Source organism: Tepidibacillus decaturensis (assembly GCF_001561915.1).
Classification (GTDB): domain Bacteria; phylum Bacillota; class Bacilli; order Tepidibacillales; family Tepidibacillaceae; genus Tepidibacillus_B; species Tepidibacillus_B infernus.
This window is the reverse complement of sequence record NZ_LSKU01000001.1, coordinates 1,089,216-1,101,472: the sequence shown is the minus strand read 5'-3', so window position 1 is coordinate 1,101,472 and position 12,257 is coordinate 1,089,216. Positions and strand designations below refer to the sequence as shown.

General features: G+C 33.7%; 13 protein-coding genes, 2 pseudogenes and 1 riboswitch. Of the genes and pseudogenes, 13 read left to right on the top strand and 2 right to left on the bottom strand.

Translation table 11 applies throughout. The features are described from left to right. Nucleotides 1–68: 68 nt before the first annotated feature. Both speD and U473_RS05390 read left to right on the top strand, forming a co-directional pair. A complete protein-coding gene (gene speD, locus U473_RS05395) occupies nt 69–890 on the top strand; it encodes an adenosylmethionine decarboxylase (RefSeq protein ID WP_068724130.1) in 822 nt (273 codons plus the stop codon). A gap of 142 nt (nt 891–1,032) precedes the next feature. Next, nucleotides 1,033–1,266 (top strand): annotated as a pseudogene (locus U473_RS05390) (alanine:cation symporter family protein); the annotation flags it as partial. 76 nt (nt 1,267–1,342) lie between these two features. Here U473_RS05390 and U473_RS05385 read toward each other — a convergent pair. Further along, complete coding sequence (locus U473_RS05385) at nt 1,343–2,893, bottom strand: ABC-F family ATP-binding cassette domain-containing protein (protein WP_068724128.1); 1,551 nt, start codon at nt 2,891–2,893, stop codon at nt 1,343–1,345. Nucleotides 2,894–3,293: 400 nt separating this feature from the next. Here U473_RS05385 and sqr point away from each other — a divergent pair, with 400 nt between their 5' ends. The 8 genes and pseudogenes from sqr to U473_RS05350 all read left to right on the top strand — a co-directional run bounded on the left by sqr (nt 3,294) and on the right by U473_RS05350 (nt 8,370). Then, complete coding sequence (gene sqr / locus U473_RS05380) at nt 3,294–4,523, top strand: type III sulfide quinone reductase, selenoprotein subtype (RefSeq protein WP_068724126.1); 1,230 nt, start codon at nt 3,294–3,296, stop codon at nt 4,521–4,523. 75 nt (nt 4,524–4,598) lie between these two features. Next, nucleotides 4,599–4,916 carry a TusE/DsrC/DsvC family sulfur relay protein gene (locus U473_RS05375; protein WP_068724125.1) on the top strand — a complete coding sequence of 106 codons (318 nt, stop codon included), beginning with the start codon at nt 4,599–4,601 and terminating at the stop codon, nt 4,914–4,916. Between the two features lie 13 nt (nt 4,917–4,929). After that, nucleotides 4,930–5,403 (top strand): DsrE/DsrF/DrsH-like family protein, encoded by a 474-nt coding sequence (locus U473_RS05370; protein ID WP_068724124.1) that lies wholly within the window; start codon nt 4,930–4,932, stop codon nt 5,401–5,403. A 149-nt stretch (nt 5,404–5,552) separates the two neighbouring features. Further along, entirely contained in the window at nt 5,553–5,867 is a 315-nt protein-coding gene (locus U473_RS05365) for a YbjQ family protein (protein ID WP_068724123.1), read from the top strand. Between the two features lie 472 nt (nt 5,868–6,339). Further along, nucleotides 6,340–6,867 carry a superoxide dismutase family protein gene (locus U473_RS05360; RefSeq protein WP_068724122.1) on the top strand — a complete coding sequence of 176 codons (528 nt, stop codon included), beginning with the start codon at nt 6,340–6,342 and terminating at the stop codon, nt 6,865–6,867. A 265-nt stretch (nt 6,868–7,132) separates the two neighbouring features. After that, nucleotides 7,133–7,597 carry a pyridoxamine 5'-phosphate oxidase family protein gene (locus U473_RS05355; protein WP_068724121.1) on the top strand — a complete coding sequence of 155 codons (465 nt, stop codon included), beginning with the start codon at nt 7,133–7,135 and terminating at the stop codon, nt 7,595–7,597. Next, nucleotides 7,566–7,796, top strand: a pseudogene (locus U473_RS14185) (DNA polymerase beta superfamily protein); the annotation flags it as partial. The gene U473_RS05355 and the pseudogene U473_RS14185, both read left to right, overlap by 32 nt. A gap of 49 nt (nt 7,797–7,845) precedes the next feature. Further along, on the top strand, nt 7,846–8,370 hold the full coding sequence (locus U473_RS05350) for a GrpB family protein (RefSeq protein WP_068724120.1): 525 nt from the start codon (nt 7,846–7,848) through the stop codon (nt 8,368–8,370). Nucleotides 8,371–8,594: 224 nt separating this feature from the next. On the opposite strand, the gene recQ is transcribed toward U473_RS05350, so the two are convergent. Next, on the bottom strand, nt 8,595–10,388 hold the full coding sequence (gene recQ, locus U473_RS05345; protein WP_068724118.1) for a DNA helicase RecQ: 1,794 nt from the start codon (nt 10,386–10,388) through the stop codon (nt 8,595–8,597). A 226-nt stretch (nt 10,389–10,614) separates the two neighbouring features. Between recQ and U473_RS15380 the strand changes: the two genes are divergently transcribed. From U473_RS15380 to thiS, 3 genes are all read left to right on the top strand, one after another. Continuing rightward, nucleotides 10,615–11,178, top strand: a complete 564-nt coding sequence (locus tag U473_RS15380; protein WP_068724115.1) for a UPF0236 family transposase-like protein — start codon at nt 10,615–10,617, stop codon at nt 11,176–11,178. Then, the gene (locus U473_RS15375) at nt 11,153–11,614 is read left to right on the top strand and encodes a UPF0236 family transposase-like protein (RefSeq protein WP_068724113.1); all 462 of its coding nucleotides are present in this window, start codon (nt 11,153–11,155) and stop codon (nt 11,612–11,614) included. The genes U473_RS15380 and U473_RS15375 overlap by 26 nt, the downstream gene beginning before the upstream one ends. A 193-nt stretch (nt 11,615–11,807) precedes the next feature. Next, nucleotides 11,808–11,920: riboswitch (TPP riboswitch) on the top strand. A gap of 115 nt (nt 11,921–12,035) precedes the next feature. Beyond that, nucleotides 12,036–12,230 carry a sulfur carrier protein ThiS gene (thiS, locus tag U473_RS05330; RefSeq protein ID WP_068724110.1) on the top strand — a complete coding sequence of 65 codons (195 nt, stop codon included), beginning with the start codon at nt 12,036–12,038 and terminating at the stop codon, nt 12,228–12,230. Nucleotides 12,231–12,257: the final 27 nt, after the last annotated feature.

Sequence of the window (12,257 nt, the reverse complement as noted above, 5' to 3'; positions counted from 1 at the left end):
ATTTGTTTCTTATCACACAATATTTTTAGGACTGGATTTAGCAATTTTTGTATATTGAGGGTGAAAAGATGGATATTAAACCAATTAACAAAAAGTTAAAGCTTTATGGTTTCAACAATCTTACAAAAACGCTTAGTTTCAACTTTTATGATATTGCTTATGCTTTGAATCAGGCAAAAAATCAAGAATATATTCAATATATAGATGAAGAGTATAATGCGGATCGACTTGTAAAAATATTAACCGACGTATCGAAAATAATAGGTGCTAATATTTTAAATATTGCTAATCAGGATTATGATCCTCAGGGAGCGAGTGTTACGATGTTAGTTGCTGAAAATGAGGTTTTTAATGATGAGCCCATAAAGCTAACCGAAAATGAATCGCCCGGTCCATCGTCTGAAGCGGTCGTAGGCCACCTCGACAAAAGTCATATTACGGTTCATACCTATCCTGAAAATCACCCAGACAAGGGAATTAGTACACTTCGTGCAGATATTGATGTCTCTACATGTGGAGAAATTTCACCACTTAAAGCCCTTAATTATTTGATTACAAGTTTTGAGCCAGATATTGCAACCATTGATTATCGTGTAAGAGGTTTTACTCGTGATGTAAATGGAAAAAAATATTATATCGATCACAAAATTAATTCCATACAAAACTTCATGACAAGCAAAACTCGTGATATGTATCAAATGATTGATGTAAATGTTTATCAGGAGAAAATTTTTCATACAAAAATGATTCTAAAAGAATTTGATCTGGATCATTATTTATTTGGGACAGCTAAGAAAGAGTTGTCACCAGGAGAAAGGAAAAAAATTAAGAAAAGAATAAAGAAAGAAATGATCGAAATTTTTTATGGTAAGAACGTTCCACGAATATAAGATATCCCACAAAAGTGACGAGCTCCTTCGAAGCGTATTCCGATTACTTTTATGGGGTCCCATCATAATATAATGAAAAGAAAGCTTTCTTTTCCAATTAAAAAAATAGCGAAGGTAATCGCTGTTTTTTTTGTACTGATCATTGGGTACCTTTGCTAAAATTCAAATCGTTTGGGATATGGCAGATCTATTTATGGGTTTAATGGCTTTGATTAACTTAATCGCTATTACACTTTTAGGTAAATATGCATTTGATGCCTTAAATGATTATCTCAAGCAGAGGAAAGAAGGAAAAGAACCTGTATTTTATCAAAAAAATATTTCCGGTTTGGAAAATGTTGAATGTTGGAACGAACCTGTTAAAGAAAAGATTTAATTGATTAGAACAATGAAGCCATTTCCAAAAATAGGAATGGATTCATTTTACTTATTCACAATCTAGGGGTGTTTTGCTATACCAATTTGGTTGTCCAGGATTCCCCGTTCCAAATATCTGTTACAATATCTTTATAAAACTCAGGCTCATGACTGATTAAAAGGATACTACCTTTATATTCCTTTAAAGCGCGTTTCAGCTCTTCTTTTGCATCGATATCTAAGTGGTTCGTAGGCTCGTCTAAAACTAATAAATTTGTTTCTTTATTGATTAGTTTAGATAAACGTACTTTTGCTTTTTCTCCACCACTTAATACAACGATTTTACTTTCAATATGCTTTGTCGTTAAGCCACATTTTGCCAAAGCTGCACGTACTTCATACTGTGTATAGGAGGGAAACTCATCCCAAAATTCTTCAATACACGTTTTATTATTTGTTTCATTTATCTCTTGTTCAAAATATCCAATAGATAAATATTCACCAAGTTCAACAGATCCTGAGATTGGTTTATTTTCCCCAAGAATGCTTCTAAGCAGTGTGGTTTTACCAATTCCATTTGCACCAACCAATGCAATTTTCTGTCCACGTTCCATTCGCAAATTTAAAGGCTTCGAAAGTGGTTCGTCGTATCCTATGATCAAATTCCTCGTTTCAAAAACCAATTTACCAGAGGTTCTTGCTTCCTTGAAATGAAATTCCGGCTTTGGTTTCTCTTTTGCGAGCTCAATTACATCCATCTTATCTAGCTTTTTCTGCCTTGACATTGCCATATTTCTCGTAGAAACACGCGCTTTGTTTCTAGCAACAAAATCTTTAAGCTCTGCAATTTCTTGTTGCTGTTTTTTGTATTCCTGCTGCTGTTTCTTCACTTCATAAACTTGAAGAAAATTATCATAATCACCAGGATAACGATTTAATTCTTGATTTTCCATATGATAAATTAAGTTAACTACGCTATTAAGAAACGGAATATCATGTGAGATTAAGATAAAAGCATTTTCATATTCTTGCAAATAGCGTTTTAACCATTCAATATGTTGTTCATCAAGATAGTTTGTAGGTTCGTCCAACAAAAGAATGTCAGGCTTTTCAAGTAATAATTTTGCAAGTAATACTTTTGTTCTTTGTCCACCACTAAGTTCCTGTACATCCTTATCGAGTCCGATATCGGTCAATCCAAGTCCTCGGCCAATTTCCTCAATTTTGGAATCTATAATGTAAAAGTCATTATTTGTTAACATATCTTGAATCACACCAACATTTTCTAAAAGCTGTTCTAGTTTTTCTGGTGTTACTTCTCCCATTTTTTCATACATTCTGTTCATATCAGTTTCAAGATCAAAGAGATATTGAAAGGCACTTTTTAGAACATCGCGAATGGTTATACCTTTTTCAAGTATAGTGTGTTGGTCAAGATAACCAACTCTAACATTCTTAGCCCATTCGATTTGCCCTGCATCTGGTTCTAGTCTCCTTGTAATGATATTCATAAAAGTAGATTTACCTTCACCATTTGCACCAATTAAACCTATATGTTCACCTTTTAAAAGTCGGAAGGAAACATCATTAAAAATTGCTCGATCTCCAAATCCGTGGCTTAAATTTTTGACTGTTAAAATACTCATTTTGCGCACCTTTCCACTAATGTTTTTAAAATCCACTAATAATGAGTTTACCAAAAAAAAGAGGATGTAAAACCATCACATACGAATATTTCAAAGCCTAGAACTGTTTATATTTCCGTATGATATTTAACAAAAAAAGTCCCTTTCTTATTGTATAAAGATTAAAAAATATTCAAATTATTGTCACAAAACGTTTTAAAATGAATCTTAAACAAAAAGAATTATATGATAATATTAATTTATCAAATAATAGAATCAACATACTTAATCCACTTCATAAATAACCTTTTCCAAAATTTCATACATATTTGTTACTTAATTCTGATTTAAGGAGGGTGTATCACAAGAACAATAAATGATAAGTTCAGATATTCATTTTAGATAGTAAGGGGAGGTACAAATGAAGAAGCTATTAATCTTAGGTGCTGGAACAGCTGGTACCATGATGGCAAACCATCTTAATAAGAAATTAAACAATAATGAATGGTCCATCACAATTGTTGACCAAGAAGAAAAGCATTATTATCAACCAGGTTTCCTTTTTATTCCATTTGAAATTTATTCTGAGAAAGATGTAGTAAAACAGAAAAAACAATTTATTCCAAATCAAATTGAATTTATTCAATCTCCTATTCAAGTAATTGAGGCGGAAAAAAACCAAGTTATCCTAGAAAATAATACTACGTTACATTATGATATTTTAATCATTGCAACGGGTTGTAGGATTGTTCCTTCTGAAATAGAAGGGCTTGATGAGGGCTGGAGAAAGAATATTTTCGACTTTTATACCTTCGATGGTTCAATCGCTTTAAGGGATAAATTCAAAGAATGGAATGGTGGAAAATTAGTCGTTCACCTAGCCGAAATGCCAATCAAATGTCCTGTTGCACCACTAGAATTTCTCTTCCTATCTGATTGGTTCTTTACTGAAAAAGGGATTCGAAAGGATGTAGAAATTACCTATGTTACACCTCTCGGAAGTGCATTTACAAAACCAAGAGCATCAGCAGTCTTAGGAAAACTATTTGAAGAAAAAAACATTAAACTTGTTCCTAATTTTAATGTAAGCCACATAGAGTCAGAGAATAATAAACTGGTGTCATTAGACGGAAAAGAAGTAAATTATGATCTCTTAGTGACAATCCCAACCAATATGGGTGATGAGTTAATCGAACGATCTGATTTAGGTGACGAATTAAATTTTGTGCCTACAGATAAACACACATTACAGTCTAAAGCACATGATAATATTTTTGTAATTGGTGATGCCACGGATATTCCAGCTTCAAAAGCAGGTTCTGTAGCGCATTTTGAAGCAGAAATCTTAACAGAAAATATCATTAGCTTTATCAATAATAAACCTTTAGAAGCAAAGTTTGATGGCCATGCCAATTGCTATATTGAATCTGGTTATAACAAAGCATTTTTAATTGATTTTAACTATGATGTTGAACCAGTAGAAGGCACATTCCCATTGCCAGGCATTGGACCATTTTCATTACTAAAAGAAACGAGAATTAACCATCTTGGCAAAATGGCGTTCAAATTTATTTACTGGAATATGTTATTAAAGGGTATTCCAATCCCAACTGTACCACCACATATGAAAACGAGTGGAAAGAAACTATAACAGGTGAGGTCTATACAAATGTTTTTAAGCTTTTTTTAAAAATAAAAAAATAATTTTTAAGGGGAGGTAAAAAATATGGCTGAAAAATTAATTGCTGGATTTACTGTGGATGTTAACGAGGAGGGATACTTAACAAATCCAGCACAGTGGAACAAAGAGATTGCTGTAGAATTGGCAAAAGAAGTGGGTATCGAAGAATTAACTGAAAGACATTGGAAGGTCATTGAGTTTTTACAAAAGGACTTCCAAGAAAATGGGAAGCTTCCAACCATTAGAAGGGTAAATAAAGTTGGGGGTATTTCTACAAAAGAATTGTACGAATTATATCCAGATGGTCCACTAGTAAAAGCAGCTAAAGTTGCTGGATTAAGCAAACCAGCAAGCTGTGTATAAATGGGGGATCAGGATGGCTGAGAATGAAAAAATTAAAAAATTATCTATTGTCATCTCGAAAGGTTCATTAGAAGGTGTTTATCCTGGACTAATTATGGCAAATGGCGCTAGAATGGCAGGTATAGAAGTAAATGTGTTTTTCACATTCTTCGGATTAGATGCCATTACCAAAAAGAAAATGAATAACATCAAGGTTGCAACGGTAGGAAACCCAGCCTTAGGCATTCCCACTTTAATTGGTGCTCTTCCAGGGATGTCAACAATCGCAACGAATATGATGAAAAAACAGATGGAAGAATTAGATATTCCGCCTGTTCCCGAATTTATTGAAATGATCAGCGATGCTGGTGGTAAATTGTATGCATGTCTTGCTACGGTTGAAATGTTTAAACTTAAGAAAGAAGATTTTTGTGACCAATTAGAGGATATCCTTACCGTAGGAGATTTCTACAATTTATCTGCAGGTGGCCAAATTATTTTTACGTAATATAAGTAATATAAAAAATGAGTAAATGAAAGCTTTAGCTAAAGAACTAGAGATATTGTCTCTGGTTCTTTTTTCAAATACAATGTATGCAGAAAAAGAAAATGAATATTCTAAGTAAGGGGAAAATTTTAAATAAGGAGATGATTGTTATGATTATTACAACCACCCATTCATTAGAAGGGAAAACCATCGAAGAATATATTGATATTGTAACTGGGGAAGCCATTATGGGAGCAAATGTAGTTCGTGATTTTCTTGCTGGTATTACAGATATTATTGGTGGCCGGAGTAGTGCTTATGAAAGTAAATTAGCAGAAGGTAGATCAATTGCCATTCAAGAGATGAAAGAAAAAGCTAGAAGTTTAGGCGCTAATGCAGTGATTGGAGTAGATTTAGATTTTGAAACTTTACGAGACGGAATGATGATGTGTATTGCAACAGGTACCGCGGTAAAAGTAAAGTAATGTGTTTTGGTGAACAAATGATTTCTAGGATTAAGAATAAGCATACCTAAAGAATAGGTATGTTTATTTTTTACATTAAAATTAAGATTAGATCATTAGTTAAAAAAAGGAAATAGAAAACGAACTAGATGAATCACCTAGTTCGTTTGTGAATGAAGTATTTAATAACTCATATAAATAATATCCTTGCCGCGGCAATATTCCACATATTTATTCTAAACTTAAACGACGTTAGCCCTGCCTCTCAAACATCCTTACGGCTCTTTAGCCGATCCAGTGTGAATAAGTCTCTATGAAAAATTAAGTAAAACGCCAGTTTTTCTTTTCACCTTTAAAAAAATGATTTCTGAGTTAAATACAACTATATATAATAACAGAAGATAAGCATTAAGTCAAATTGTACTTACACAGATACCCAATTCATGACGTAGGATAAAGGGATCTTAAATAACAAGGAGGGTTAGTATTTACTATGACGGTTTTTGATCCTTACTTCTATTACAATCCCTATTATCCTATCGATATCAACCAACGAGTTTATAAGCGTGCGTATGCTCAAATCAAGGGTGGACCCTTAGCACCTACAATCTCTGGTTTTGTCGCTTTTATAAGTGTAGCAAATGGAACGGAGGTTTTTGTGGAACTTCGTGGACTTCCACCCTATCAACCTGCAAAAGGAGACCAGGATCCAATTGGACCTCATGGTTTTCACATTCATGTGAACGGTAACTGCACAGTAGGAGATCCACAATCCCCATTTGAAGCAGCAGGTGGCCATTGGAATCCTACAAATCAGCCACATGGCAATCATGCAGGAGACTTTCCAGTCATTTTCTCTAATGGCGGTTATGCAAGAATGAACTTTTTTACCAATAAGTTTAGAGTGAATGACGTCATAGGTAAGTCAGTTATTTTACATCTTAATCCTGATGACTATAGAACACAACCAGCTGGAGATGCAGGAAAACGAATGGCTTGTGGAGTAATTGTTGGGGTATAAAATTGAACAGCTATAGAGCGTTTATTAAGATTCTTGTAATCTTATTAACGCTTTTTTAATGTTTAAGTTTAAAAAATTGAAAAACCACTTAGATATTGAAGGGAATTTAACAAATTAGAAGAACTTTAAATATAATGCAAAAACGTAACTAATTCAAAATCTTAAAGTTTTTGTCATGAGCGAGATAATAGATGGCGAACTAACACTGGAAAATATTCAAGGCAATGAAGAGATATTCATAAATGCTAAAAATGGGGGAACTGACATGTTCAAAGAGATCAGAAGAAAAGAGAGAAAAATGGATCAAGAAGCTACGCTACAATTGTTGAAATCGGGGGATTATGGTGTATTATCTATGGCTGCTAATAATGATTATGCCTATGGTGTTCCTCTTAGTTATGTGTACATAAATGGGGCTATCTATTTTCATTGTGCAACAGAGGGGCATAAGCTTGAGATTCTTGGCCGTAATAACAAGGTATCTTTTTGCGTTGTTGGACAAACCAAGCCATTGCCTGAACAATTTAGTATGAGATATCAAAGTGTCATTGTTTTCGGGAAAATTGAAGAAGTTGAAGTCGAGGAGAAAAGGGAAAGTTTAATTGCATTTCTAAAAAAGTATGCGACTGGAAATATGGAAAAGGGTATGATATATTTAGAGAAAAATCAAGATAGGACAAAGGTCTTAAAGCTGACGATTGATCATTTATCTGGGAAAAACAGAAAATAACGTAGCGTGGGGTTTCCCTTCAAAAGACAGTGATTATGACGTTCGATTTATCTATATACATCAACCTTAGTGGTATTTGTCCATAGATGAGAAACGAGATGTATTAGAATATCCAATTCATGACCTGCTTAATATTAGTGAATGGGATATAAGAAAGGGGTTGAATCTTTTTCGGAAATCGAACCCTGCTCTGATGGAGTGATAGTTTAGGGATTCATTGAAAGAAGAATGGAATGAGGTATTTTACAATGGAAACTAAGAGAAAAGTGGAAGTTGTTTGTCATCAATCAGAATGGAAGCAACAATTTGATCATGAAGCAAACATCCTAAGAGAGGTATTTGGTAATCTTATTAGTGATATTCACCATATCGGTAGTACAGCTATTCCTGGTATAAAAGCGAAACCGATTATAGACATGTTAATCGAAGTTAAAGAAATAGATGAAGTTGATCATTTCAATTACAAGCTATACCAATTAGGATATATTTCTAAAGGCGAAAACGGAATTGTGAATCGAAGATTTTTCATAAAGGGGGATGAATTTAATCGAACACATCACGTTCACATCTTTCAAACAGGAAATAAAGAGATTGATCGGCACATTCGGTTTAGAGATTATCTTATCAAGCATCCAGATGAAGCAGAATTCTATTCTAATTTGAAAGAAGAACTAGCCAAAAAGTATCCCTATGATATTGAGGAATATATTAAGGGTAAGGATCAATTTATCAAAGTGATTGATCAAAAGGCAGCCAAAAAAAATCTTGATTAAATAATAACTTCTATATTTTTGAATGGTATAAATGATAAATAAAGATAAACAATATTAGCATATCTGTATCTTAAAAGAAAGAAAAATTGAGAAGGATTCATATGATCGCTCGATGATCTTAAAAAATTATTCTTCTTCAAATGACGGTTCAGAAAGGTAAAAAAGAACCCACCATAGCCTTAAATGTTTTTTGAGGCCTAGTGGGTTCTCTTAATGATTGATATCTATACACTAATATTGATCTTATTTTCATCCACATACTTTCTAATCTCAGCTAAAAATAGATCACCATATTTTTGCAGTTTATTTTGGCCAACACCTTTAATATTTAATAATGCTTCAGCATCTACTGGATATAACCTAGCCATATCAAGTAACGTACTATCTGGAAAAATGACATAAGGCGGTAGGTTTTCCTTAGAAGAAATCTCTTTTCTCAGCTTTCTCAGCAAATCAAATAATGTATTATCCTCAATTAGATTATCCTTTTTCTTATGTACTTTTTGATAAACCTTTTCGCCATTTTTTAGAACATTAACTGATTTTGCAGTTATTTTTAATATAGGATATTGCCCACTTGTTAAATTTAGATACCCATCTGCTACTAAGACATTTATAATATCTCTAATCTCTTTTTCTGTATATTGACTCATAATCCCATAGGTGGATAAACGATCAAAGCCCAACTCAATTATTTTTTTATTCTTTGATCCTTTCAGTACTTGAGCCACTAAGGTACTACCAAAGCGTTCTTTTAAGCGAAAAATACAAGAGAAAATTTTTAATGCATCTTCAGTAATATCCACAAGCTCACTATCATTAGTACAAGTACTACAATAGCCACAAGAATCAGGTATATTTTCTTCACCAAAATATTCTAAAATATATTTACGGAGACAATTCGGTGTATAACAATAATCTACCATTTCCTGCAGCTTATTATATTCGTTCCTTTTTCTCTCTGGAGCCATTACTGTTTGCTCAATCATAAATTTTTGGATCATTACATCCTGTGGACCAAATAATAAGATACATTCACTAGGTTCACCATCTCGACCCGCACGTCCTGCTTCTTGATAGTAAGCTTCCATATTTTTCGGTAGATTAAAATGAATAACATACCGGACATTTGATTTATCAATTCCCATACCAAAAGCATTAGTTGCGACCATAATGTTGGCATCATCAAAAAGAAAAGCATCCTGATTCCGCTTTCGTTCTTCTGTGCCTAATCCCGCATGATATTTTGCAGGTTTTAAACCTATTTGCTTTAATTCTTTATAGATTGTTTCTACTTCTTTACGTGTAGCTGCATAAATAATCCCTACTTGATTTTTGTGACTCCGAGCATAATCCAGTATATAATCTTTTTTGTTTTCCCCTTTAACAACGGAAAAAAATAGATTTTCACGGTTAAAACCCGTAACAAACAGATTTGGCTTATACAGCCTCAATAGATGAATAATATCATTTTTTACTTCTTCAGTCGCAGTAGCTGTGAAAGCAGCAATCGTAGGTCTTTGTGGTAATTGCTTGATAAAAGAAAAAATATAACGATAGCTTGGCCTAAAATCATGACCCCATTGCGATACACAGTGAGCTTCGTCTACTGCAACAAGAGATATTTCAAGCCCTTTAATCAGTTCAGCAAAGCCTTCATTTTCTAATCTTTCTGGGGCAATATATAATAGTTTATACTTACCTTGGTTTACACCATCAATTCTTCTATTCGTTTCCGAAACACTTAATGAACTGTTTATGAAGGTAGCAGGAATTCCTATATCTTCAAGGGAATCTACTTGGTCTTTCATCAATGAGATCAATGGAGAAATCACTATAGTTACTCCTTCAAATAATAGGGCAGGGACTTGGTAGCATAGCGATTTTCCTGCTCCCGTAGGCATAATGGCAACGGTGTCCTTTTTTTCTAGGATACTAGTTATAATATTCTCTTGGCCCCCTCTAAAATTATCATAGCCATAGTATTCTTTTAGTATTTGATGTGCTTTCTCGATCATAATTGGCTCCTTATAAAATTCTGAGTTAAATTCTTTACATCCATTTTATTATTTAGTTTCCACGTTAAACAATATGAGTTTGAAAATATTTTAAGAAATAGTGAAGAACTACTATGTGTAAAATAATTCTCGAGGATTTTAATAGGAAATACTAGCCAAAAAAGAGAAGGCGTTCTATCATAAATGTATGCTTCCACGCAAATACATTTTAGAAAGAGGCCTTCTCATGGATAATATTATATCAAGATTATATCAGTTAATAAAGAATACAAATAATTTAATTGAGTTAGAGGAAAACATTCAAATTTATATGCATGAAGTATTTGCTTCTTTGATAGGGGAGATTTTTACTCAGCTAAACCAAGTTATTAAGGAAAAACAACAAGAAAAAGGTTGGTTCGTAAAAAGGGAAGATTGGAAAACGATTCAATTTACCTTTGGCGCTGTACGTTTCCAACATACATTAATGGGTGACAAAAAGGGGGACTCTCACTATACTTTTGATGAGTGGATAGGAATACGGAAATACCAGCGATATAGTCCTTTAGTTGAAGTGAAAGTAGCAGAACTAGCAAGTGAGAGTACCTATCGCGAATCCGCACGTATATTACAGGAATGGACAGCAGTTAACATTAGTCATCAAACCTTAGGAAGGATCGTAAGACGTGTAGGAAAAGCACAAGCACAGGCGGATAAAGAAATGGTTATCGAGTTAGATGAAGCTGCATCTTTGCCAGAAAGTAAAAAAGTAGATTTATTTATACGTGGAGGCAGATGGCGTATTTATTAAAGGAACGGAGAAGAAAAAAAGTTTAGAAGTTCGCCATGCCGTTGTACATGAAGGATGGGAAAAGAACGGGAAACGGGTAGCTTTGCGCGAACCAAAAGTTATTATGACGACTCAATTAACTGCAGATTTTTGGAAAGAAGTTCAGGCATTTACCGCACATCAATATTCATTAGAAAATACACAGATTGTTTCAAATAGCGATGGAGGACAAGGCTATACTGCGGAGAAGTTTCAAGAAGCCTTTTCACAGTCTCGTTATGCTGTTTTAAACCAGTTAGACCCCTATCATATTGCACAGGCATTAAATAGGGCAATAGGTGGTGGGAAGAGCGAGTACAAGGATTCAATAAGAAAGGCTTTAAAAGAACACAATCTAGATGATTTTACGTTATGGTTGGATACATATGAAAGTGAGTATTCGAAATACCTGGGTTAATTAGTTAGGTTCCTTAGACCTAACTAATTAACCCAGACCACCAAGCGATAGCGTGGTAGCTATGGAAAGTGTACAATAATAGATTGCTGTAACTGCTAGTGTTAAAGGTTGATCGAGAAAAACTTGACACAAACGAAGAACTAAAAAATATTGCTAATAAAATCTGACTGTGATACTTTTATATATGAAAAAATTAATATGTTATGGGAGCTTGTGAAAACAGGCTGAGAGGATAGCTATCATTCGCTATCGACCAATAACCTGATCTGGGTAATGCCAGCGGAGGGAAAACATAAGTTTAAATTTAACGTAGTTAAACCGCTCATTATTGGGCGGTTTTTGGCTTTTTTATAGCCTTGTTCTTATTTCCCAAATAGCACTTTTTCATCTTAATAAAATTTAGGCATAGGGAGGCGGTAATTTGGTTGTTAATGGTAAAGAAATCACAGGATTTGCAGGAAAAACGGTGGCTGAGTTGTTAAATGAACTTAAACTAAACCAAACACTTGTAGTCGTAGAAATCAATTTGGAAATTATCCCCAAAGATCATTATGATATAAGAATCCTTCAAGAAACAGATAAAGTAGAAATTGTTAGTGTTGTTGGTGGCGGTTGATTACAAAGTCCAAAAAAAAGTAGGAGA